The 22,262-nt window shown below is 70.6% G+C and carries 19 protein-coding genes; 6 read left to right on the top strand and 13 right to left on the bottom strand.

Annotation, left to right across the window (positions count from 1 at the left end; translation table 11 throughout):
* Genes ACFYTQ_RS32970 through ACFYTQ_RS32960 form a run of 3 tightly spaced genes read right to left on the bottom strand, consistent with a single transcriptional unit; the run spans position 1 to position 4,465 of the window.
* On the bottom strand, positions 1-1,605 hold the full coding sequence (locus ACFYTQ_RS32970) for an acyl-CoA carboxylase subunit beta (RefSeq protein ID WP_387369370.1): 1,605 nt from the start codon (positions 1,603-1,605) through the stop codon (positions 1-3).
* Positions 1,602-2,750, bottom strand: a complete 1,149-nt coding sequence (locus ACFYTQ_RS32965) for an acyl-CoA dehydrogenase family protein (RefSeq protein WP_387369367.1) — start codon at positions 2,748-2,750, stop codon at positions 1,602-1,604. Before ACFYTQ_RS32965 ends, ACFYTQ_RS32970 begins: the two co-directional genes overlap by 4 nt.
* On the bottom strand, positions 2,747-4,465 hold the full coding sequence (locus ACFYTQ_RS32960; RefSeq protein WP_387369365.1) for an acyclic terpene utilization AtuA family protein: 1,719 nt from the start codon (positions 4,463-4,465) through the stop codon (positions 2,747-2,749). Before ACFYTQ_RS32960 ends, ACFYTQ_RS32965 begins: the two co-directional genes overlap by 4 nt.
* A gap of 83 nt (positions 4,466-4,548) precedes the next feature.
* Between ACFYTQ_RS32960 and ACFYTQ_RS32955 the strand changes: the two genes are divergently transcribed.
* Positions 4,549-4,704 (top strand): hypothetical protein, encoded by a 156-nt coding sequence (locus ACFYTQ_RS32955; RefSeq protein WP_387369363.1) that lies wholly within the window; start codon positions 4,549-4,551, stop codon positions 4,702-4,704.
* Here ACFYTQ_RS32955 and ACFYTQ_RS32950 read toward each other — a convergent pair.
* The 6 genes from ACFYTQ_RS32950 to thiO all read right to left on the bottom strand — a co-directional run bounded on the left by ACFYTQ_RS32950 (position 4,688) and on the right by thiO (position 9,839).
* A complete protein-coding gene (locus tag ACFYTQ_RS32950; protein ID WP_387369492.1) occupies positions 4,688-5,476 on the bottom strand; it encodes an adenylate/guanylate cyclase domain-containing protein in 789 nt (262 codons plus the stop codon). The genes ACFYTQ_RS32955 and ACFYTQ_RS32950 overlap by 17 nt on opposite strands.
* A gap of 452 nt (positions 5,477-5,928) precedes the next feature.
* The gene (locus tag ACFYTQ_RS32945) at positions 5,929-6,747 is read right to left on the bottom strand and encodes an ABC transporter permease (protein ID WP_387369361.1); all 819 of its coding nucleotides are present in this window, start codon (positions 6,745-6,747) and stop codon (positions 5,929-5,931) included.
* Entirely contained in the window at positions 6,747-7,679 is a 933-nt protein-coding gene (locus ACFYTQ_RS32940) for an ABC transporter ATP-binding protein (protein WP_387369359.1), read from the bottom strand. The genes ACFYTQ_RS32945 and ACFYTQ_RS32940 overlap by 1 nt, the downstream gene beginning before the upstream one ends.
* A gap of 126 nt (positions 7,680-7,805) precedes the next feature.
* Complete coding sequence (locus ACFYTQ_RS32935) at positions 7,806-8,558, bottom strand: thiazole synthase (RefSeq protein ID WP_387369357.1); 753 nt, start codon at positions 8,556-8,558, stop codon at positions 7,806-7,808.
* 4 nt (positions 8,559-8,562) lie between these two features.
* Positions 8,563-8,775 carry a sulfur carrier protein ThiS gene (thiS, locus tag ACFYTQ_RS32930; RefSeq protein WP_387369355.1) on the bottom strand — a complete coding sequence of 71 codons (213 nt, stop codon included), beginning with the start codon at positions 8,773-8,775 and terminating at the stop codon, positions 8,563-8,565.
* Complete coding sequence (gene thiO / locus ACFYTQ_RS32925; RefSeq protein WP_387369353.1) at positions 8,772-9,839, bottom strand: glycine oxidase ThiO; 1,068 nt, start codon at positions 9,837-9,839, stop codon at positions 8,772-8,774. The genes thiS and thiO overlap by 4 nt, the downstream gene beginning before the upstream one ends.
* Before the next feature lie 118 nt (positions 9,840-9,957).
* Between thiO and thiE the strand changes: the two genes are divergently transcribed.
* On the top strand, positions 9,958-10,662 hold the full coding sequence (gene thiE / locus ACFYTQ_RS32920) for a thiamine phosphate synthase (RefSeq protein WP_387369351.1): 705 nt from the start codon (positions 9,958-9,960) through the stop codon (positions 10,660-10,662).
* On the opposite strand, the gene ACFYTQ_RS32915 is transcribed toward thiE, so the two are convergent.
* Both ACFYTQ_RS32915 and ACFYTQ_RS32910 read right to left on the bottom strand, forming a co-directional pair.
* A complete protein-coding gene (locus ACFYTQ_RS32915; protein ID WP_387369349.1) occupies positions 10,659-12,854 on the bottom strand; it encodes a molybdopterin-dependent oxidoreductase in 2,196 nt (731 codons plus the stop codon). The genes thiE and ACFYTQ_RS32915 overlap by 4 nt on opposite strands.
* 3 nt (positions 12,855-12,857) lie before the next feature.
* Complete coding sequence (locus ACFYTQ_RS32910; protein WP_387369347.1) at positions 12,858-13,523, bottom strand: NUDIX domain-containing protein; 666 nt, start codon at positions 13,521-13,523, stop codon at positions 12,858-12,860.
* Between the two features lie 152 nt (positions 13,524-13,675).
* Here ACFYTQ_RS32910 and ACFYTQ_RS32905 point away from each other — a divergent pair, with 152 nt between their 5' ends.
* From ACFYTQ_RS32905 to ACFYTQ_RS32890, 4 genes are read left to right on the top strand one after another with little or no spacing between them, the layout of a single operon-like run.
* Positions 13,676-15,010 (top strand): hypothetical protein, encoded by a 1,335-nt coding sequence (locus tag ACFYTQ_RS32905; protein WP_387369345.1) that lies wholly within the window; start codon positions 13,676-13,678, stop codon positions 15,008-15,010.
* Positions 15,007-15,975 (top strand): glutamate ABC transporter substrate-binding protein, encoded by a 969-nt coding sequence (locus ACFYTQ_RS32900; RefSeq protein WP_387369344.1) that lies wholly within the window; start codon positions 15,007-15,009, stop codon positions 15,973-15,975. The genes ACFYTQ_RS32905 and ACFYTQ_RS32900 overlap by 4 nt, the downstream gene beginning before the upstream one ends.
* A 6-nt stretch (positions 15,976-15,981) precedes the next feature.
* Positions 15,982-18,159: a tetratricopeptide repeat protein gene (locus ACFYTQ_RS32895; protein ID WP_387369342.1), complete on the top strand. Its 2,178-nt coding sequence runs from the start codon at positions 15,982-15,984 to the stop codon at positions 18,157-18,159.
* Between the two features lie 41 nt (positions 18,160-18,200).
* Positions 18,201-18,758, top strand: coding sequence for a dihydrofolate reductase family protein (locus tag ACFYTQ_RS32890; protein ID WP_387369340.1), 558 nt, complete (start codon positions 18,201-18,203; stop codon positions 18,756-18,758).
* A 116-nt stretch (positions 18,759-18,874) separates the two neighbouring features.
* Here ACFYTQ_RS32890 and ACFYTQ_RS32885 read toward each other — a convergent pair whose 3' ends face one another.
* Together ACFYTQ_RS32885 and pta are read right to left on the bottom strand one after the other, a co-directional pair.
* Complete coding sequence (locus ACFYTQ_RS32885) at positions 18,875-20,071, bottom strand: acetate kinase (RefSeq protein WP_387369338.1); 1,197 nt, start codon at positions 20,069-20,071, stop codon at positions 18,875-18,877.
* A 25-nt stretch (positions 20,072-20,096) separates the two neighbouring features.
* Entirely contained in the window at positions 20,097-22,169 is a 2,073-nt protein-coding gene (gene pta, locus ACFYTQ_RS32880; RefSeq protein WP_387369336.1) for a phosphate acetyltransferase, read from the bottom strand.
* Between the last annotated feature and the right edge of the window lie 93 nt (positions 22,170-22,262).

Below are 22,262 nucleotides of genomic sequence, written 5' to 3'. Positions count from 1 at the left end.
TCACATTCGGAAGACGCCGAAGCCCTCGGCGCCCTGGATCGGGGCGTTGTGGATGGCCGACAGGGCCATTCCCAACACCGTGCGGGTGTCGCGCGGATCGATCACGCCGTCGTCGTAGAGCCGCCCGGACATGAACATCGGCAGCGATTCAGCCTCGATCTGCGCCTCGATCATCGCGCGCATGTTCGCGTCGGCCTCCGCGTCGAACGGCAGCCCCTTCGCCTCGGCCGCCGCCCGGCCCACGATCGAGATCACCCCGGCCAGCTGCGCGCCGCCCATCACCGCGGATTTCGCGCTGGGCCAGGCGAAGACGAATCGCGGATCGTAGGCGCGCCCGCACATGCCGTAGTGGCCCGCGCCGTAGGAGGCGCCCATGAGCACCGAGATGTGCGGCACCTTCGAATTGGAGACGGCGTTGATCATCATCGCGCCGTGTTTGATGATGCCCTTCTGCTCGTACTCCTTGCCGACCATGTAGCCGGTCGTGTTGTGCAGGAACAACAGTGGCGTATCGGACTGGTTGGCCAGCTGGATGAACTGCGCCGCCTTCTGGGCCTCCTCGGAGAACAGCACGCCGCGCGCGTTGGCGAGGATGCCGACCGGATAGCCGTGCAGTTCGGCCCAGCCGGTGACCAGGCTCGACCCGTAGAGGGGTTTGAACTCGTCGAAGTCGGAGCCGTCCACGACGCGGGCGATGACCTCGCGCGGATCGAACGGGATCTTGAGGTCGGTCGGCACGATGCCGAGCAGATCCTCCTGGTCGTACAGCGGTTCGATGACCTCGCTCGCGGGACGCGGGGCGGGCCCGCGCTTGGACCAGTTGAGCCGCTTGACGATCGAGCGGCCCAGCCGGATCGCGTCGGCCTCGTCCACGGCCAGATAGTCGGCCAAGCCGGAGACGCGCGCGTGCATCTCCGCGCCGCCCAGCGATTCGTCGTCGGACTCCTCACCGGTGGCCATCTTCACCAGCGGCGGCCCGCCGAGGAACACCTTGGAGCGCTCCTTGATCATGACCGTGTAGTCGGACATGCCCGGAATGTAGGCGCCGCCCGCGGTCGAGTTGCCGAAAACCAGTGCGATGGTGGGGATTCCGGCCGCCGACAGCCGGGTGAGGTCGCGGAACATCCGCCCGCCCGGCACGAAGACCTCCTTCTGCGTGGGCAGATCCGCGCCGCCCGACTCCACCAGCCCGATCACCGGCAGCCGGTTCTCCAGCGCGATGTCGTTCATGCGCAGGTTCTTGCGCAGCGTCCACGGATTGGAGGTGCCGCCGCGCACGGTCGGATCCGGCGCGACGATCATGCATTCGACGCCCTCGACGATGCCGATGCCCGCGATCACGCTGGCCCCGACGTGGAATTCGCTGCCCCACGCCGCCAGCGGGGCCAGCTCCAGGAACGGCGAGTCCTCGTCGAGGAGCAGTTCGATGCGTTCGCGCGCGGTCAGCTTGCCGCGCTTGCGGTGCCGGGCGAGTTTGTCCGGACCGCCGCCCGCGATGTTCTTGGCGTACTCGGCCTGGACCTCACCGAGTTTGGCGAGCATGGCCTCGGCCGAGGCCCGGTAGTCCGCGGAGTTCGGATCCACGGTGCTGCGCAGGATACTCAAGACTGGAACCCCAATCGCTTGGCCGCGAGGCTGGTCAGGATCTCGTTGGTGCCGCCGCCGATGCCGAGGATGCGCACGTCGCGGTAGTGCCGCTCGACCTCGGACTCGCGCATGTAGCCGAGCCCGCCGAACAGCTGAACCGCTTGGTGGGCAACCCATTCCGCGGTCTCCACGGCGGTGTTCTTGGCGAAGCACACCTCGGCGATGAGGTCGGTCTCGCCGCGGGCGGCGCGTTCGACGACGTGGTGGGTGTAGACACGGGCGACATCGATGCGCCGGGCCATCTCCGACAGCGTGTTCTGCACGGCCTGGCGACTGATCAGCGGGCGGCCGAAGGTCTCGCGGTCGCGGCACCACCGCAGGGTCAGGTCCAGGCAACGCTGCGCGTGCCCGTACGCTTGGGCGGCGAGGCCGGCGCGCTCGCTGACGAACGCCTGCGCGATCTGGGCGAAGCCGGAGTTCTCCGGGCCGACCAGATTCGAAACCGGCACGCGCACATCGACATACGACAGTTCGGCGGTGTCCGAGGCCAGCCAGCCCATCTTCTCCAGCTTACGGCTGACCGTGAAGCCGGGGGTGCCCTTCTCCACCACCAGCAGCGACACCCCGGACGCGCCCGGCCCGCCGGTGCGCACCGCGGTCACCACGAAATCGGCGCGCACGCCGGAGGTGATGAAGGTCTTGGACCCGTTGACCACGTACTCGTCGCCCTCGCGCACCGCGGACGTGCGCAGATGCCCGACGTCGGAGCCGCCGCCCGGTTCGGTGATGGCCAGCGAACCGATCTTCTCCCCCGCCAGGGTCGGGCGCACCCAGCGCTCGATGTGCTCCCGGTTGCCCGACGCCACGAGGTGCGGGACCGCGATGCCGCAGGTGAACAGCGAGGCGAACACCCCGCCCGAGCAGCCCGCGTAGTGCAACTCCTCGCACACGATGGCGGCGTCGATGCCATCACCCCCGGCCCCGCCCACGTCCTCGGGGAACTGGATGCCGAGCAGGCCCAGCGCCCCGGCCTTCTTGTGCAGTTCGCGCGGGATCTCCCCGGCGCGCTCCCACTCGTCGAGGTACGGCAGCACCTCGCGTTCGGCGAAACCGCGCACGGTGGCGCGCAATTCGCGGCGTTCGGGGGTGTCCCAAGGGTTCACAGCAGCTCCACGGGGATGTCGACGTGCCGGGAGCGCAGCCATTCGCCGAGCCCCTTGGCCTGTGGATCGAATCGGGCCTGATAGGCGACGCCCTGGCCGAGCAGCCCCTCGACGACGAAGTTGAGGGCCCGCAGATTGGGCAGGACGTGCCGGGTGACGGTCAGTTTCGCGGTCTCGGGCAGCAGGCGGCGCAGTTCGTCCACGGTCAGCGTGTGGGCCAGCCAGCGCCACTGCTCGTCGGTGCGCACCCAGACCCCGATATTGGCGTTGCCGCCCTTGTCGCCGCTACGGGCCGCCACGACGGTTCCCAGAGGGAGGCAGCGAGTCTCGGTGCGCGGCAGGGGTTCCGGCAGTTCCGGCTCGGGCACCTCGGCCAATTCGGTTGTCCGCGAGCTGGATTCGATCTCCACTCGGCCGCCGTCGGGCAGTACGGCCACCTGCGTGACGGCCGTGGCGTCGACGTAGCCGGGGGTGAAAACCCCGTAGGGCGAACCGTTTCCGGGCGGAGAGGTGAGGGTGAAGCCGGGATAGCTGGCCAGCGCGAGTTCCACCGCGACATTGGAGAACGCGCGACCCACCCGCTTGGGATCCGGATCGCGCACCACGCAGCGCAGCAGCGCGCTGGCCTGCTCCTCGGTCTCGGCGTCGGGTCGGTCCGAACGCACCAGGGTCCAGTCCAATTCGGCCGGGTGCTCGGGCAGCCAGCGCTCGAGTTGCCGCCGCGCCAGGTCCGCCTTGGCCTCGATATCGAGTCCGGTCAGCACGAAGGTCATCTCGTTGCGGAATCCGCCCAGGGTGTTGAGCGAGACCTTCAGCCGCGGCGGCGGGGCCTCACCGGTGACGCCCTCGATCAGGACGCGGTCCGGACCCTGCGCGGCGAGCCGGATGCTGTCCAGCCGGGTCGTGACGTCCGGCCCGGCGTATCGCGCGCCCTGGATCTCGTACATCAATTGCGCCGCAACGGTATCCACCGTGACCACGCCGCCGGTGCCCGCGTGCTTGGTGATCACGCTGCTGCCGTCGCGGCGGACCTCGGCGATCGGGAACCCCGGCCGGTCGAGATCCTCGAGTTCGGTGAAGAAGGCGAAATTGCCGCCGGTCGCCTGGGTGCCGCATTCGATGACGTGCCCGGCCACCACCGCACCCGCCAGCGCGTCGAAATCGTCTCGCCCCCAGCCGAAATGGGCCGCGGCGGGACCGACCACCAGCGCGGCGTCGGTGACCCGCCCGGTCACCACCACATCGGCGCCCGCGCGCAGGCACTCCGCGATACCCCACCCGCCCAGATAGGCGTTGGCCGTCAGCGGTGAACCCAGCCCGAGCTCGCCCGCGCGGGCCAGCAGATCGTCGCCCTCCACGTGCGCGACCCGCGCGGACAGCCCGAGCCGGTCGACCAGCTCGCGCACCCGCCCGGCGAGCCCGGCCGGATTGAGGCCACCGGCGTTGGCGACGATGCGCACGCCCCGCTCGAGCGCCAGGCCCAGGCAGTCCTCGAGCTGGCGGAGGAAGGTCTTGGCGTAGCCGAGGTCGGGGTCCTTCATCCGGTCGCGGCCGAGGATGAGCATGGTGAGTTCGGCGAGGTAATCCCCGGTGAGCACGTCGAGGTGCCCGCCCTCGAGCATCTCCCGCATGGCGCTCGCCCGGTCCCCGTAAAACCCGGAACAGTTGCCGATCCGGATGACCTCCGGGTCGGCGGCCAGGGTGGGTGCGGTCATGGCAGTAGCGTCACACCCGCCCCAGAAAAAATCAAGCCCGCGTGCTTGTTATTCTCCGGAGGCGGGGCTGGCATGATGGGCGGGTGTCCCATTCCGTGATCGTGATCTTCCTGCTGGCCCTCGCCGGATTCCTCGTCGGCGGGGCCGTGAGCACCTGGAAGAACAATCGCGTCGTCGCGGTCGCCCTCGGGGTGTGCGCGGTGTTGGCGGCCGTGGGCGCGTTCACGTGGTGGGGGTGACGGCTCCGGCGCGCGGGCGGTCCAGGCGGAAGATGCGCAGATCCTCGGGTACGCCGCTGAGCGGGGCGGCGAACAGGCCGCGTCGGTAAGGCCGTGCGGCACGGCCCAATTCGGGCAGCGTGTCCGGATCGAGCGCCCGCAGGGTGGTCTCGGAGAGCATGAGGTTGCCGTTGCCGCCCGCCTCCATGACCCGGGCCGCGATGGTCACGTCGACGCCGAGCCAGTCGCCGCCGATCTCGCGCGGGGAGCCGGTGTGCAGGCCGATGCGCATGCGCGGGCGATAGCCCTCGACCTCCACGCGGGCGAGATTGTCCCTGGCGGCCACGGCCGCGCGCACGGCCCGGTCCGGCGAGGTGAACACGGCCATCACGCCGTCGCCCATGCGCTTGACGACGTGCCCGCCGCGCTCGACGATCGGCGGTTCGATGGCCTTGGCCACCCGCCGCAGCAGTTCGAGGGTCGCCTCGTCCCCGGCCGACAGCGACCAGCGCGAGAACGCCACCAGATCGGTGAACATCACCGTCACCTGCTGATCGCCCTTGCCGCGGCCGACCCGTTCGAGCACGGCCTGCCACACCTGCAACGCGCCGAGGCCGATCTCCTTGGCGGCGCTCGGTGTATCGCCCACGAGTTTGTCCGCGGCACGGGCCACCGCGCGCGGGCCGCCGGGCCCCGACAGCGACAGCGGATCGCCGAACGAGGGATCACCCGGCAGGTTCTGGCGGGCCTTGCGGATCGCGCCGATGAGATCCGCGCGCTGATTCGCCGCCATGAGCGCCGACAGCTGGCCCGCCCGCAACCGGGCGCCCGAACGCCGGCCCGGCTCGTCGGCGGGGGTGAGCGGGATGACGAGCTCGGGATCCGCTTCGGCCCGTTCGCGACTCGTGTCCTCGCCGTCCCCGGAGGGTCTTTCGCTCACGCCCCGAGCGTAGCCCAGGCACCGCGATGGGTTGGACCCGTAATTTTCGCCTGGGGGGATCCCTTGGACACGCCACCGGCCCGAGGTGGGTCAGCCGAACTCCCTTGGACACGCCACCGGCCCGACGCGGGTCCACCGAACTCCCTTGAACACGCCACCGGCCCGATGCGATTCGCATCGGGCCGGTGTTGCCACGTCGGACGGGCAGTGTCCGAGGTGACCCGGGCGCGGCGACCCCCGACGGGTCGCGCACCCTTCCCGGGGCGGCGAGGGAATGACGCCCCGAGCTCGGGTGGGCTGGTGGGTTACGCGTCGCGCTTGTTCACTACGAAGATCGCGGCGCCGAAGACGAGCGCAACAATTGCCAGGAAATACAGCAAACCACCCCACGGTCCCCAGTGCCAGGGCAATTCGTCACCCCCGGCGGTGCCCAGGAAACGACCGGCGTTCTGGAACGGCAGCAGCACCTGGATCTCGCGGCCGACCTTGCCGAACGCGCCGACGATCGGTTCGATCAGCACGGGCCACACGATCAGCAGCGTCAGCGCGCCCGCCGACTGCCGGATCAGGGCGCCCACGCCGACGGCGAGGAACACCACCAGCGCGATGAAGATCGGCACCGCGTAGAACACGTGCATATCCCCGTGGGTGAGGCTCAGCTTCTGGCCGCCCTCGTCGGACACGATGGCCTTGAAGATGAAGAAACACACGAACGTCAGCACCGCCGAGAGCACCGCCGCCGCGACCGCGATCAGACCGGCCTTGGTGACCAGCACGACCGTGCGGTTGGGCACAGCCATGAAGGTGGCCTTGATGGTCCCGAACCGGTACTCGCTGGTGATGGCGAGCGCGGCCAGGATCATGATCATGATGTAGCCGAAGCCCGGAATGCCTTGGGACGCACCGGTTATCCCGAGCGCGGCGATGCCGTTGGCCGGGTAGGGGGGCTCGCTCATCGTCGGGTGACCGCTGGCGAGTTCCTTGTGGTACTCGTTCACGCTGACATTGATCAGCAAGCTGAACAGGGCCGCGATGCCGAGCGCGAACACGGCGGTCAGCGCCGTGCACCACGCCGGGGAGCGGACCGAGGTGAGCTTGATGCGTTCGGCCGTCAACACGCTCATCAGAGCGCACCTCCCATCACCTGGTCGAATCCCTCGCCGTGGTACTGCACGGCGCCGCCGGTCATCCGCATGAACGCCTCCTCGAGCGAGGCCCGTTGCGGCGCCAGCTCGTACAGGGTGATGTTGTTGGCGCCCGCGAGTTTGCCGACGTTGTCGCTGGTCTCGCCGACCACGATCAGGGCCGGGCCCTCGTCCTCGCGCACGGTCATGCCGCCGGAGGTGAGCAGGCTGCGCAGCTGATCCAGCTGCGGGCTGCGCACCCGCACGGTCGCCTCGGAGGCGCGTTCGATGAAGTCCTTGGTGCTGGTGTCGGCGATGAGCTTGCCGCGCCCGATGACGACGAGGTGGTCGGCGGTCTGGGCCATCTCCGAGAGCAGATGGCTCGACACCAGCACGGTCCGGCCCTCGGCGGCCAGGCGCTGCATGAACCGGCGGATCCACAGGATGCCCTCCGGGTCGAGCCCGTTGACCGGCTCGTCGAACAGCAGCACGGGCGGATCGCCGAGCAGCGCGCCGGCCAGCCCGAGCCGCTGCGACATGCCGAGCGAGAAGCCGCCCGCCCGCTTGTCGGCGACCTCGGTCAGGCCGACCAGCCGCAGCACCTCCTCGACCCGCTCGCCCGGCAGGTTGTTGGACGCGGCGAGCCAGCGCAGATGAGCGCGCGCGGATCTGTTGGGGTGCACCCATTTCGCGTCGAGCAACGCCCCGACCTTGCGCAGCGGCTGATCGAGCTGCTGATAGGGCACCCCCTCGATCAGCGCCTCGCCCCCGGTGGGCCGATCCAGTCCGAGGATCATCCGCATCGTGGTCGACTTGCCCGCGCCGTTCGGCCCGAGAAAGCCGGTCACCTGCCCGGGTTTGACCGTGAACGACAGATCGTCGACCGCGACCGTCGTGCCGAACCTTTTGGTCAGGCCTCTCACTTCGATCATGCGCCACAGTCTTCCCGAAGACCGCCGCCCCCACCATCGCTCACAGGTCGCGTCACCGGTCATCCTCGAGAACTACCCGCACCCCGAACCCCTCCCCCACTCGGCCCTGATCAGGCCGGACGAGGTTCACAAACCGGGCGAAGAGGCCTGCGCCCAGAAGCGTTTCGGGATGCGGCCCGCCTGGCGGGCCAGGCAACCGGCCTCGACGGCGGCGGCCATGGCGGCGGCCATGACGGCCGGGCGGCGGGCGCGCGTGACCGCGGTGGCCAGCAGGACCGCCGAGCAACCCAGTTCCATGGCGAGGGCGGCGTCGCTGGCGGTGCCGATGCCCGCGTCGAGGATGACGGGGACCTCCGCGGCGGCCACGATCATCTCGATGTTGTGCGGATTGCCGATGCCCAGGCCGGTGCCGATGGGCGCGCCGAGGGGCATGACGGCCGCGCAGCCGATGTCCTCGAGCCGTTTGGCCAGGACCGGATCGTCGTTGGTGTAGGGCAGCACGGTGAATCCGGCGTCGACCAAACGCTCTGCGGCCGTGACCAATTCGACGGCGTCGGGCAGCAGGGTGCGTTCGTCGGCGACCACCTCGAGTTTCACCCAGTCGGTCTCGAGGGCCTCGCGGGCGAGGGTGGCGGTGAGCACGGCCTCGGCGGCGGTGCGGCAGCCCGCGGTATTGGGCAGGGGCGCGATGTCGAGGCGCCGCAGCAGGTCCAGCACGCCGGTGCCGCCCGCGGCGTCGACGCGGCGCATGGCGACCGTGGTGAGTTCGGTGCCCGAGGCGAGCAGCGCCTCCTCGAGCACGGCCAGATTGTCGGCGCCGCCGGTGCCCATGATCAGGCGGGAGCCGAACTTCCGGTCCGCGATCTGGAGCGGTTCCATCGACTCAGCCACCCTGCACCGCCGTGAGCACCTCGATCGCCCAGCCGCGGCCGACCGGTTCGTCCCAGCGCGACTTGGGGAAGACCGCGCCGTCCACGGCCACCGCGATGCCCTTGTCGGGCAGGTCCAGTCGCCGCAGCAGTTCGCGCACGGTCGGCGGCTCGGCGAACTCGTGGTCCTCGCCGTTGACCGTGACCCCGACGGGAATCGCCGTCATGTCCTACCTCCTGATGAAAAACGTTGCGGGTCGGCGGCTTTCGCCTCGCCGAGGGTGTCGCCGTCGAGCAGGGCCGCGACCGCGTCGACCGTGATCGGCACGCCGAGGATGCCGTTGCGGCCATGGCCGGTGGCCACGACGACGCGGTCGTCGAGCCGCCCGAGCAGCGGCAGGTTGTCCGGGCTGCCCGGCCGCGAACCGGCGATGGCCTCGGCGAACTCGTATTCGCCCAGCGCGGGCAGGACGGCCTCGGCGTCGGCGATCAGATCGCGCACCCCGGCCACGGTGACGGCGGTGTCGAATCCGGCCTCGTATTGCGTTGCGCCGACGACGATTCCGTCGGCGCGCGGGACGAGGTAGACCGCGCGGCCGTGCACCCGGGCCCGGATGACGTGTCGCGGGGGCGGCGGCGCGCCGGGCCGTCGCCGCAGGCGCAGAATCTCGCCCTTCACCGGGCGCACCGGCAGGCCGGGCCACAGCGCGGCCGAGGCGGCCCCGGCGGCGAGCACGATCCGATCCTGATCCAGGTCGGCCAGATCCTTGACCCGCTGGGCGCGCACCGCGACCCCGGCGCGGTCGCAGCCCTCGCGCAGGGCCGCGACCACCGCGCGATTGTCCACCGCGGATTCGGTGGGCGAGAGCAGTCCGGCGCGGACCGTGCGGGCCAGCTCGGGTTCGCGTTCACGCACCCCGGCTCGGTCCAATACCCGCAGGTCGTGTCCGCGGGTGCCGCAGAACTCGGCGATCGTGCGCAGGTCGGCGGCGTCCGCGGCGTCCAGCGCCACGGTCAGCGTGTGGTCGGCGACGACGACCGAACGCCCGGTGACCGCGCGCAGCCGCTCCCCGAATTCGGGCCAGCGGGCGAGCGAGGCGGCCCCGAAATCGAGGGCGGCCTCCTCGCCGGGCCAGCCCTCCGACAGCGGCGCGAGCATCCCGGCGGCCACCCACGAGGCCCCCGCGCCCACCTCCGGATCGAAGATCGTGACGGCCCAGCCCGATTCGGCGGCCCGCCAGGCCACCGCCAACCCGATCACACCCCCACCCACGACGGCCAGCGTCCGCATCAACCTTCCACCTCGCTCGGTGCCGAACGCACCGCGATCGCTCCCCGCGCGGCCGCCTTCGCGCCGGGGATGCACACCTGTTTCGCCTACCCACGGTAGCGCGGCTACCGTCGAGGGCGTGCAACCGTCCCACCCGAACCGATCGGTCGCCCCCCGCGATCGGCTGGCCACCGCCCGGCTCTATCTGTGCACCGACGCCCGGCGCGACACGGGCGACCTGGCCGAGTTCGCCGAGGAGGCGCTCGCGGGCGGGGTCGACATCATCCAACTGCGCGACAAGGGCTCGCGCGGCGAGGCCGAGTTCGGGCCGCTCGAGGCCGAGGCCGAACTCGGCGCGCTGGCCGAGCTGCGGGCCGCGACCCGGCGGCACGGCGCGCTGCTCGCCGTCAACGATCGCGCCGATATCGCGCTGGCCGCCGGGGCCGATGTGCTGCATCTGGGGCAGCGGGATCTGCCGCCCTGGTACGCCCGCAGGATCCTCGGCCCGAACGTGGTGATCGGCCGCTCCACCCACAACCGCGACCAGGCCGGGCTCGCGGCCATCGACGAACACATCGACTACTTCTGCACGGGCCCGGTGTGGGCCACCCCGACCAAACCGGGGCGCGCGGCCGCGGGCCTCGAGCTGGTCCGCGCGACCGCCGAATCCCGGCCCAGCCGACCGTGGTTCGCCATCGGCGGCATCGATCCGGGACGACTGGACGAGGTGCTGGCCGCCGGGGCCGAACGGGTGGTCGTGGTGCGCGCGATCACCGCGGCCGACGATCCGCGCGCGGCCGCGCGGGCGCTGAAACAGCGCCTGCTGGAAAGCGCTCCCGCCTAACCGTTTTCGGCCGGGACCAGCGCCTCCACCCGCACCGGAACGCCGTTGAGGTGCGCCATCCCGGCCAGCCGCTCGACGTCGGCGATCTCGGTCGACATCAGCAGGTTGACGTTCGCGCCCCCGGCCTCGGCCGCGCGCCGCCAGCCGCCGCGGTGTCCCCAGCCGTGCGGCAGCGCCACCGTGCCCTCGATGAGATCCTCGCTGAGCAGGGCGGTCACCTCGACGCTGCCGTGCGCGGAACTGATTCGGCAGCGGTCGCCGTCGGCGAGTCCCGCCACGGCGGCGTCCTTCGGATGGATGCGCAGCGCGTGTTCGCGCCGGGCCACGAGCGCCTCGACATTGTGCATCCAGGAGTTGTGCGACTTCGGCTCGCGCATGCCGATGAGCCGCAGCGGATACGCGGGATCGGCGGATTGTTCGGTGAGCCCGGCCAATTCGGCGATGAGCTGTGGCGCGGCCAGCCGCACGCGGCGGTCGGGGTTCCGGACCACGCGCCGGAGCACATCGGTCGGCGCGTGCTCGGCCAGCAGCAGCCCGTGCGGATGCTCGCGAAGCCGGGCCAGACTGATGCCCTTGGGGCGCAGGCCGAACCAGTCGCCGTAGGGGCCGGTGCGCAATGCCAGGTCGAGCAGCAGTTGGGGTCTCATCCGCAGCGCACCGGCCTGCGGCAGCCGCCGCCGCAGCGCGCTCAGCGCCCGGCCGCCGAGGCGGGCGGGCCCGACGGCGAAGGGCTGCACGCCCATTCGGGTCGCGATCTCGTCGATGATCTCCCATTCCTGCCTGGCCTCGCCGTAGGGCCGCACCACCGCCTCGGTGTACTGCGTGTAGGGGATGGGGGCCAGCGCCGCGAACGGCAGCGGGGCGTCGTCGCGTTCGAGGAAGGTGGTCGCCGGGAGCACGTAGTCGGCCATCCGGCTGGTCTCGGTGAGGTACAGGTCGATCGCGACGAACAGATCCAATTCCCGCAGCGCCGAGGCCAATTCGCCGCCGTTGGGCACCGACATCATCGGATTGCCCGCCGAGGTGAACAGCGCCCGCAGCCGCCCGGGTCCGGGCGTGGTGATCTCCTTGGCCATGATCGCGGCGGGGAAGGTGCCCAGCACGTCCGGGAAATCGCCGACGCGCGAACGCTTTCGGTCGTAGCCGATCAGGCCGAGCCGCGCGTTGAGTTCCGAGACCGCCACCAGCTCCTTGCCGAACACCGAACCGCCGGGCCGATCCAGATTCCCGGTTACCGCCGCCAGCGTATCGATCAGCGCGGCCACCAGCGTGGCGTGCCTGCCCAGGCAGGTTCCGGTCCGCCCGTACACCGCCGCCCGGCGCGCCCCGGCCAGATCGCGGGCCAGCGCGCGCACCGTCCCGGGATCGACGCCGGTCACCGCGGCCGTGCCCTCGGGGGTGAATCGGGCCACCGCCGAACGCAATTCGGCGACCCCGCTGGCCTGATCGCGCAGCGCCGCCGCGTCCTCGAGCCGTTCGGCGAAGATCACCTGCAACAGCGTGGCCAGCAGCCACGCGTCCGAGTCCGGGCGCACCGCGATGTGCTCGAACAACTTCGCGGTCTCGGTGCGGCGCGGATCGACCACGACCACCCGGCCGCCGCGCTTGATGATGCCGCCGAGTCGATCGCGGATGCGCGGCGCGCTGATCACACTGCCGTGCGAGACAACGGGATTGGCGCCGAGCATCAGCAGGAAGTCGGTGCGGTCCAGGTCGGGCACCGGCACGCTGGTCGGCGAGCCGTACAGCAGGTTGCTGGCCACGAACCGGTTGTTGACGTCCTGTGAGCCCGCCGAGTACACGTGCCGCAGTCCGGCGGCGAGCTGGAAACCGCCCAGCCACAACGTGTGTGAATAGGAGAACGTCGCCGGATTGCCGAAGTACCAGCCCAGGCTCTCCCGGCCGTGCGCGGCCGTCACCACGCGCAGCCGCGCGGCGATCTCGTCCAGGGCCGTCTCCCACGAGACGCGCTCGAACTCGCCGGAGGCTGTGCGCCGCAACGGATACAGCACCCGGTCCGGGTCGTTCTGGACGTCGGCGAACGCGATCCCCTTGGGGCAGGCGAATCCCCGGGAGAGCGGGTGTCGCTTGTCGGGGCGCAATCGGATCAGCCGGTCGTTCTCGACCGTGGCGATCAATCCACAGAGCGGCTCACAGATCCGGCAGTAGGTGGGCACCTCGCGTGCGGTCATCCCTCAAGACAACACCTGCTCAAGAGTGAGAAACAAAACATTTCCGGTCATCTCATCCGGCCCGTCCTGTGCCTCGGCGATCCGCGCCGGACGGCCCCCGTCGCCGTTGCTGTGCAGCCAGACGAAACCGCGATCGGCGAGGTCGAGCGTGCGCGGCAGCGCGGCGGCCACCGTGTCGGCGGCGGCGACGCGGGTCAGGTCGACCCGCGCGGACTCGGCCCGCAGCGACGGCCAGGCCGCGGCGAAGGCCGGATGCAGCGGGCGGTCGGTCACCTGTTCCTCGGGCACCCAGGCGAGTTCGGCGCTCTCCTTGTTGGCGGTGGTGGGCAGCACCTCGGTGACGTCGGCGACCACGGTCGTGTAGGTCCAGCCGCTGGGCATGGTGGCCGTCACCCGGCACGCCCGCACCCGCACCGCCTCCGGATCGATTCCGGTCTCCTCCTGCGCCTCTCGCACCGCGGCGTGCACGCTCGACTCGTGACTGTCGCGCGCCCCGCCGGGCAGCGCCCAGGTGCCGCCCTGATGACTCCACGGCGCGCGATGCTGCAACAGCACGACCGCCCCGCCCTCGGCGCGCGGCGCGCGCAGCAACAATCCGGCGGCGCCGAACAACCCCCAGTTCCGGGAGCCGTCCGGATTCGTCACGAACCCGTCTCCATCACCACGCATACTCACCCTCGTCCCGTTCCCGCCGACGCCGTTGCCGCCCCGAAGGCCCCGAGAAGCAGGGTCTTCACCCGGGTGACACCCGAAGCGGCGTCGCTACGACCACAATAAGCTCAGTTCCGCCGGCGCAGGCCGGTGACAGCAGGGAGGTGGATATGGCTCGGACGGGACAGCCGAGGCTGGACGAGCTGTCGCCACGGGCCGCGGCCGCCGCCGTGCGCCGCCAACTCGATGCCACCGACCTGCGCGCCTTCGTCCGTTCCTCGCCCGCCCGGCTGATTGCCGTCGGATTGCTGTTGCTCGGGCTCTGCGTGATCGCCGGGGTGGTGACCGCCACCGCGGTGAGCAGTCGCCAGCACGCGCTGGACCAACTGCTGGATCAGGCCGAGCCGGACGCGAATTCGGCGCAGCGCCTGTACACCTCGCTGTCGGTGGCCGACGCGGCCGCGGGCACGGCGTTCATCTCCGGCGGCCTCGAACCCAAGCCGGTGCGCGACCGCTACGACCAGGCGGTCGGGGAGGCCGCGGCCGAACTGGTGACCCAGTCCAGCAGCACGGGCGCGGCCGATCCGGACAGCCGGTTGCGCGCGGGCATAGCCGCGGCGCTGCCGGTCTACTCCGGACTGGTGGAGACCGCGCGCGCCAACAATCGGGAGGGACATCCGGTCGGCGCGGCGTATCTGAGCGAGGCGTCCAATCTCATGCAGACCCGAATGTTGCCGATGGCCCGCGAACTTCAGGAACATCGGTCCGCCGCGATCGTGGCCACCCAGCGTCATCACGTGCGCCCGCCGTGGGCGGCGATCATCCTGCCGATCGTCGCGCTGGCCGCGCTGGCGGGGGCGCAGTGGTATCTGGCGCGGCGCTGGCATCGGGTGCTCAATCCGGGGCTGTTGCTGGCCTCGGCGACGCTGGTGGCGCTGCTCGGCTGGATCGTGATCGCCGGGTCGATCTCGGCGGTGTCGACCGTGCACGGCCGCGACGACGGCAGCGTCCCGACCGCGGATCTGACCGAGAGCCGAATCCTGGTGCAGCAGGCCCGGACCGCGGAGACGCTGAAGCTGGTCCGCCGCGACGCCAGCGGCGACTACGACCACACCTACGACGACACGACCGCGAAGCTGACCGCGCTCCTCGGCGAATACCCCGGCGGCGCACCGGGTTCCGGGAACGTCGGCACCGCCCGCGAGGCGCTGGACCGCTGGAAGGGGGCGCATCAGCGGATGAACGACGCGCTGGCGCGCGGGGATTTCCCGGGCGCGGGTTCGATCGCCATCGGGCCGGGTGCGAACGAGGCCGCCGCCTCGGTCGACGCCCTGGACGCCGCCCTCGCCGACGGTCTCGGCGGGACCCGGAACACATTGCGCGCCAACGTCTCCGACGCGGCGCGGGTGCTCGACGTGCTCGCCCCGGGGGCGTTGATCCTGGCGTTGCTGGCGGCGGGCCTCGTGCTGGCGGGTCTGTGGCCTCGACTGCGGGAGTACCGATGAGCCCCACCCGGACCCTGGCCGTCGTGCTGGCCGCGATCGCGCTGCTCGTGGCGGGCTGCGCGAGCGAGCCGCCCCCGCCGCGGGCGAGCCGCACCGACAGCTACACCGAACCGCCACTGCCCGCCAAAGCGGCTCCCGCGCAGACGGATTCGCCGCTGCCGCCGGAGACCGACCCGCAGTGCCCCGACGCCACGGCCAGCCTGCGGCCCGCGAGCGGCGGGCCGACGATCGACGCGATCCGGGCGCGCGGGCGGCTGCTGGTGGGGCTGGATCCGGGCAGCAATCTGTTCAGTTTCCGGGCGCCCATCAGCGGCACGCTGGCCGGCTTCGACGTGGACATCGCCAAGGAGATCGCGCGGGATCTGTTCGGCGATCCGGAGCGGGTGGAGTACCGGATGCTCAGCTCGGCCGAACGCGAGCGGGCGTTGCAGGAGCACACCGTGGACGTGGTGGTCAAGACCATGACCATCACCTGCGACCGCCGCCAGCGGGTGGACTTCTCGACCACGTATTTCCTGTCGCACCAACGGATTCTGGCGATGCGGAACTCCGGGATCACCGGGCTGGGCGATCTGGCGGGCAAGCGGGTGTGCGTGGCCGCGGGGACCACCTCGCTGAATCTGATCCGACGGCGGCAACCGGCGGCGTCGATCCTGACCGTGCCCGCCTGGGCGGACTGCCTGGTGGTGTTGCAGCAGCGGCAGGTGGACGCCATCAGCACCGATGACGCGTTGCTGGCCGGGCTCGCGATCCAGGACCCGTACACGACGATGGTCGGCGACAATCTCAGCGACGAGCCGTACGGGGTGGGCATTCCCAAGGGCAACGACGACATGGTGCGGTTCGTGAACGGGACGCTGGAGCGGATCCGCTCCGACGGCACCTGGAACCGGCTGTACCAGGCGTGGGTGCTGCCGGTGCTCGGGCCGTCGGCCGGACCGCCGCAACCGACGTATCGGGACTGAGTTCGAATGACCGTTCCCGGCGAGCCCACCCAGGCGCAGACCCAGATCCAGAGCACCCAGCCCTCCGGGCGCAGCGGGCGCACGGCGCGCACCCGTCCGGTGCGGCGGCTCGGGGCCGGGCTGGTGCAGATCCCGCCGGTGCCGCCGGTCGATCCGCGGTCGGCGGTGCTCACCGATCCGGTGGTGGCGGAGAACCGTCGATTCTGTTGGCGCTGCGGCAAACCCGTGGGCCGGGCGGGTGCGGCGGTCGGGGTGTGCGAGACCTGTGGGGCGCGGTTCGATTTCCGGCCGTATCTGCGCGCCGGGGACATGGTCGGCGGGCAGTACGAGATCCAGGGCTGCATCGCGCACGGCGGGCTGGGATGGATCTATCTGGCGATCGACCGCAATGTGAGCGATCGGTGGGTGGTGCTCAAGGGGCTGTTGCACGGCGGCGACGCCGAGGCGCAGGCGGTGGCGGTCGCGGAGCGGCAGTACCTGGCCGAGCTCGCGCATCCGAGCATCGTCAAGATCCACAATTTCGTGGAACACGCCAGCCCCGAGGGGATTCCGATCGGCTACATCGTCATGGAGTACGTGGGCGGGCGGTCGCTGCGCGGGATGCTCGCCGACTACCCGAAGCCGGAGCGGATGCCGGTGCCGGAGGCCATCGCCTACATCCTGGAGGTGCTGCCCGCGCTGGAGTATCTGCATTCGCTGGAGCTGGCGTACAACGATCTCAAGCCGGACAACATCATGGTCACCTCCGATCAGGTGAAGCTGATCGATCTGGGTGCGGCCACGGTGTTCGAATCGTACGGAAACCTGTACGGCACCAGAGGTTTTCAGGCGCCGGAGATCGCCCGGACCGGGCCGACGGTGGCGACGGACATCTATTCGGTGGGGCGCACGCTGGCGGTGCTGACGATCGATATGCCGATGGCGCGGGGCCGGTATCTGGACGGGATCCCCGATCCGGCCGACGCGCCGGTGCTGGGACGGCACGAGTTCTTCCATCGGCTGCTGCTGCGGGCGACCGATCCGGATCCGGACCGCCGGTTCCCGTCGGCGCGGGCGATGGCCACCCAGCTGGCCGGGGTGCTGCGCGACCTGCTGGCGGCCGAGACGGGGAACGAGCATCCGCAGTTGTCGACCGTATTCAGCCCGACCCGAACGAGTTTCGGGACCGAGGAGCTGATCGCGGAGACCGACGCCTGCGCCGACGGTGTGCCGCGCACCCGGGAGTTGCGGGCGCGGGCGGTGGTCGCGGCGCTGCCGGTGCCGTTGATCGATCCGGCCGATCCGGCGGCGGCGCTGCTGGCCGGGACGGCGCATCCGGAGCCGGAGCACGCGCTGGACGCGATCCGGGTGGCGCGCGAGCGGGCCGCGGCCGAACCGGGGGAGATATCCGAAAGTTTCGGTGTGGAGAGCGCTTTCGCGGAGATCCGGGTCCATGTGGATCTCGATCGTACGGCGGCGGCTCGGCGGTTGTTGGCCGGAATGGATGCCGCGGAGTGGCGGGTGGAGTGGTACCTCGGGGTGGTGGGTCTGCTCGAGGGGGAGTTCGAGCGCGCGTTCGATCATTTCGACGCGGTCCTGTCCGCGCTGCCGGGTGAGATCGCCCCCAAGCTCGCCTTGGCCGCGACCGCGGAACTCGTTTTGCAACAACGGGGTTCGGCCGCGGGTGAGCGCTGGGAGGATTGCGCGGAGAAGTACTACGCCACGGTCTGGCGCACCGATCGGGATGTGGTGAGCGCCGCGTTCGGGTTGGCCCGCCGCCTCGCCGCGGGGGGCCGCACCGGCGAGGCCGTCCGCGCGCTCGACGAGGTTCCCGCCGCCTCCCGCCACCACACCGAGGCCCGCATGACCGCCATCCTGCTCCTGCTCACCGCGGTCCCCACCCCCGACCTCGACGAATCCACCCTCCACCTGGCAGCGACCCGCATCGAAGCCCTCCCACCCACCGACCGCCGAACTCCCCAGATCCGCATCCTCCTCCTCGGCATCGCGCTGGCCTGGCTCCAATCCGGCCGCGCCCCAACCGATCCCACCGTCCCCCTCCTGAACGCCCCCTTCACCGAACGAGACCTTCGCCAGGCCACCGAATCCACCCTCCGCCACCTGGCCCGCTCCGCCCCCGCCCGAACCCACCGCTACGCCCTCGTGGACCTGGCCAACGCCATTCGCCCGTCCACCTGGTTTTGACCCGGCGATGAATTCCACAGCCCGGCGTCGTCTGATCAACCATGTCTGTATCAGTGCTGGATATGTCGATGTCGCTCGACGGGTATATCGCGGATTCCGATGACTTCCTGGGCGGGGAGGACGGGGAGCGCTTGCATCGGTGGGCCGAGGACGCGGATGGGCCGGTCGTCCGGTTTCAGGAGGAGTGGAACGGCGCGGGGGCGGTGTTGTCGGGGCGGCGGACCGCGGAGCTGATGGACCACTGGGGTGGCGATCACAATGGCCAACCGATCTTCGTGCCCAGCCACCGCCCGCCCGCCCCGGCGGCTCGCTGGGGTTATCCGCTGGTGACCTATGTGCGGGACGGCATCGAAAGCGCGATGGCACAGGCGAAAGCCGCTGCGGGGGAACGGAATGTGCAGATTCGCGGCGGCGCCTACACCGTGCGCGAGGCGTTGGCGGCGGGCGTGCTGGACGAACTCCAGATCCATGTGATCCCGGTACTGCTCGGTCGCGGCCATCGCCTGTTCGACACCTTGCCCGCGGAAATCGAACTCGACATCATCGAGGTCATCAACACCCCCGAGGCCACCCATATCCGCTACCGCGTCCGACGCTGATCCCCACGCGTGCGGCAACACAAGCCGCACCCTTTATTTGGATCCGCACCCCTTGTAAGGCCCTGCAACGGGTGCGGATTCGAATAAAGGGTGCGGCTGGGTTGCCGAGCCTGGGGTTAGGTGATCAGGTGGGCGGCGGCTCGGGCTATGGCCAGTTCTTCGTTGGTGGGGATTACGAAGACCTTGGTGCGGGAGTCGGGGGTGGAGATGGGGCGGGGGGAGTGGGAGGGGGTGGTGTTGCGGGTGGGGTCGAGGGTTATGCCGAAGGGGGTCAGGGCGGCCAGGGCGTCGGCGCGGACTCGGGGGGTGTTCTCGCCTACGCCGGCGGTGAAGGTTATGGCGTGGACTTCGCCCAGATCTATGAGGTAGGCGCCGATGTAGTGGCGGAGGCGGTGGATGTAGACGTCGTAGGCGAGGCGGGCGGCGGGGTCGCCGGAGTCCACCCGTTCGGCGAGGGCGCGGAAGTCGTTGACGCCGGAGAGGCCCTTGAGGCCGGAGTCGCGGTTGAGGAGGTGGTCGATGGCGTCGATGTCCATATCCGCGGTGCGGGCCAGGTGCGGGATGATGCCGGGGTCGAGGTCGCCGGAGCGGGTGCCCATGACGAGGCCCTCGAGGGGGGTGAGGCCCATGCTGGTGTCGACGGCGCGGCCCGCGCGGATGGCGGAGGCGGAGGCGCCGTTGCCGAGGTGCAGGACGATCTGGTTCACCTCGGTGAGGTCGCGGCCGAGCAGGCGGGCGGCCTGGGCGGCGACGTATTCGTGCGAGGTGCCGTGGAAGCCGTAGCGGCGGATGCCGTGCCGCGCGGCCACTTTCGCGTCGATGGCGTAGGTCTTGGCGGCGTCGGGCAGGCCGTGGAAGAAGGCCGTGTCGAACACCGCCACCTGCGGCACGTCCGGCAGCAACTCCCGAATCGCCCGAATCCCGGTGGCATTCGCGGGATTGTGCAGCGGCGCCAGCGCGGACAACTCGTCGATGGTCCGCACCACCTCGTCGGTGATCAGCGTCGGCTCGTAGAACACCTCCCCGCCGTGCACTACCCGATGCCCCACCGCGGCCGGTCCCGCCCCGCTCAGATCGTGCCCGCCGCGCGCGAACAGCTCGAACACCACCCGCAGCCCCTCGGCGTGATCGGCGATCGCCCCGTCGTGGGTGAGCGTTTTCCCGTCGCTGTGGTGTTCGACGGTGACCGTCCCGTCCGCGACCGACTCCCCGATCCGCGACACCTGCCCCGACGCCGCCACCGATCCCGAATCCGGTTCCAGCAGTTGATATTTGATGGACGACGACCCGGAGTTGATCACCAGGACCTGCATCGCGCCTCCTCGCTCCTCGATCCGGTCAGCGCGCCTGCGCCTGGATGGCCGTGATCGCCACGGTATTGACGATATCCGCGACCAGCGCCCCCCGGGACAGGTCGTTGACCGGCTTGCGCAACCCCTGCAAAACCGGCCCGATCGCCACCGCGCCCGCGCTGCGCTGCACGGCCTTGTAGGTGTTGTTGCCGGTGTTCAGATCCGGGAAGACGAACACCGTCGCCCGCCCGGCCACCCGCGAATTCGGCAGCTTCGTCGTGGCCACCGACGGTTCGATCGCCGCGTCGTACTGGATCGGCCCCTCCACCAGCAGCTCCGGCGCCCGCTCGTGCACGAAACCCGTTGCCGCGCGCACCTTTTCGACATCGGCGCCGCTGCCCGACTCCCCCGTGGAGTACGACAGCATAGCCACCCGCGGCTCGATGTCGAACTGCGCGGCGGTGCGCGCCGAGGAGATGGCGATATCGGCCAGCTGCTCGGCGGTCGGATCCGGCACCACCGCGCAGTCGCCGTAGGCCAGCACCCGATCGGCCAGGCACATGAGGAACACGCTCGACACCGTCGACACCCCGGGCTCGGTCTTGATGATCTCCAGCGCGGGCCGGATGGTGTGCGCGGTGGTGTGCGCCGCGCCGGACACCATGCCGTCGGCGATCCCCTCGTACACCATCATCGTGCCGAAATACGATATGTCGCTGATGAGTTCGCGCGCCCGCTCCAGCCGCACACCCTTGTGCTTGCGCAGTTCGGCGTAGGTCTCGGCGAACCGATCGCGCAGATCCGACGTGCGCGGATCCAGCACCTGCGCGGCGTCGATGTCCACGCCCAGCTCCGCGGCCCGCCCGCGCACCGCGGCCTCGTCGCCGAGGATGGTCAGATCGGCGATCTTGCGCTGCAACACCCGCCCGGCCGCGCGCAGGATGCGGTCGTCGTCGCCCTCGGGCAGCACGATCCGCCGCCGGTCCTCCCGCGCCCGCTCGACGAGCTGGTACTCGAACATCTGCGGCGTCACCACGGTCTGCACCGGAACCTCGATGAGCCCCACCAGTTTTCGCCCGTCCACCCGCTGCTCCATCAGCGCCAGCGCGGTGTCGACCTTGCGGATGCTCGACAGCGAGACCCGCCCGCGGGTCCGGGCGGCGGCGTTGGCGGTGTCGAAGGTGCCCAGTTCGGTGGTCAGGATCGGCAGCCGCGGCTTGAGCCCCTGGATCAGGCGCGCGATGGCCGGATCGGGCGGCAGGCCGCCGTTCATGATGATGCCCGACAGCGACGGGAAACCCTCGGCCTCGTGCGCGTTCACCAGCGCCAGCAGCGCGTCGGAGCGGTCGCCGGGCACGATGACGGCCACCCCGTCGGTCAGCCGTTCCAGAATGTGCTCGGCGGTCATGCCGCCGACCATCACCGACAGCGCCTCGCGCTGCATGAGTTCCGGGTCGCCGGAATACATTTCGCCGTGGATGGCCTGACACAGCTCGGTCATGGTCGGCGCGGTGAGCAACGGCACCTCCGGCAGCGTCCACGACGGCGTCCCGATCGCGCCCAGCGCCGCGTCCACCGCGTCGAGCGCGTCCGGATCGCAGCGGTTGACGACGATCGCCATCGCCTGGGCGTGCTCGGCGGCGAGTTCGCTCTCGCACAGCTCGGCGACCTGGACGATCTCGGCGGGCGAGCGACCCGCGCCGCGCAGCACCAGCAGCACCGGCGCGCCGAGGTTCACCGCGATGCGGGCGTTGTAGCGCAACTCGCTGGGGCTGGCGACGTCGGTGTAGTCGCTGCCGACGATCACCACCGCGTCGCAGACCTTGGCGACCTCGTGGAAGCGCATGACGATCTCGCTGATGGCCGCGTCCGGATCGGTGTGCACCTCCTCGTAGGTGACCCCGACGGCCTGGTCGTAATCGATATCGGCCGTGCAGTGTTCGAGCAGCAACTCGAGGATGTAGTCGCGGTCGCTGCCCGAGCGCATGATCGGCCGGAACACCCCCACCCGCGGGGTGGTCGCGGACAGCAGATGCAACATGCCCAGCGCCACCGTGGACTTGCCGGTGTCTCCCTCGAGGGAGGCGATGTACACGGTGGACGGAGCGGGATCGGCCATGATCACGAGCTTAATGACGGCGAGCGCCGGAACCGGTGGACCATGGGGCAACTTTCCGGAAAATCACATTCGAACGCGCCCCGAGCAGTGGCG

Source organism: Nocardia sp. NPDC004068 (assembly GCF_042874315.1).
Classification (GTDB): domain Bacteria; phylum Actinomycetota; class Actinomycetes; order Mycobacteriales; family Mycobacteriaceae; genus Nocardia.
The sequence above is the reverse complement of the archived record's forward strand: the minus strand, read 5'-3'. Positions and strand labels throughout refer to the sequence as shown.

Excerpts from the sequence above, each read along its gene's own strand:
- ACFYTQ_RS32905 (WP_387369345.1), top strand. The coding sequence starts at position 13,676 with ATGGCTCGGACGGGACAGCCGAGGCTGGACGAGCTGTCGCCACGGGCC.
- ACFYTQ_RS32945 (WP_387369361.1), bottom strand. The coding sequence starts at position 6,747 with ATGAGCGTGTTGACGGCCGAACGCATCAAGCTCACCTCGGTCCGCTCC.
- ACFYTQ_RS32935 (WP_387369357.1), bottom strand. The coding sequence starts at position 8,558 with ATGGAACCGCTCCAGATCGCGGACCGGAAGTTCGGCTCCCGCCTGATC.
- ACFYTQ_RS32890 (WP_387369340.1), top strand. The coding sequence starts at position 18,201 with ATGTCTGTATCAGTGCTGGATATGTCGATGTCGCTCGACGGGTATATC.
- ACFYTQ_RS32910 (WP_387369347.1), bottom strand. The coding sequence starts at position 13,523 with ATGCGTGGTGATGGAGACGGGTTCGTGACGAATCCGGACGGCTCCCGG.
- thiS (WP_387369355.1), bottom strand. The coding sequence starts at position 8,775 with ATGACGGCGATTCCCGTCGGGGTCACGGTCAACGGCGAGGACCACGAG.
- ACFYTQ_RS32900 (WP_387369344.1), top strand. The coding sequence starts at position 15,007 with ATGAGCCCCACCCGGACCCTGGCCGTCGTGCTGGCCGCGATCGCGCTG.
- pta (WP_387369336.1), bottom strand. The coding sequence starts at position 22,169 with ATGGCCGATCCCGCTCCGTCCACCGTGTACATCGCCTCCCTCGAGGGA.
- ACFYTQ_RS32895 (WP_387369342.1), top strand. The coding sequence starts at position 15,982 with ATGACCGTTCCCGGCGAGCCCACCCAGGCGCAGACCCAGATCCAGAGC.
- ACFYTQ_RS32940 (WP_387369359.1), bottom strand. The coding sequence starts at position 7,679 with ATGATCGAAGTGAGAGGCCTGACCAAAAGGTTCGGCACGACGGTCGCG.
- ACFYTQ_RS32960 (WP_387369365.1), bottom strand. The coding sequence starts at position 4,465 with ATGACCGCACCCACCCTGGCCGCCGACCCGGAGGTCATCCGGATCGGC.
- ACFYTQ_RS32915 (WP_387369349.1), bottom strand. The coding sequence starts at position 12,854 with ATGACCGCACGCGAGGTGCCCACCTACTGCCGGATCTGTGAGCCGCTC.
- ACFYTQ_RS32885 (WP_387369338.1), bottom strand. The coding sequence starts at position 20,071 with ATGCAGGTCCTGGTGATCAACTCCGGGTCGTCGTCCATCAAATATCAA.
- thiO (WP_387369353.1), bottom strand. The coding sequence starts at position 9,839 with ATGCGGACGCTGGCCGTCGTGGGTGGGGGTGTGATCGGGTTGGCGGTG.
- ACFYTQ_RS32950 (WP_387369492.1), bottom strand. The coding sequence starts at position 5,476 with ATGGCGGCGAATCAGCGCGCGGATCTCATCGGCGCGATCCGCAAGGCC.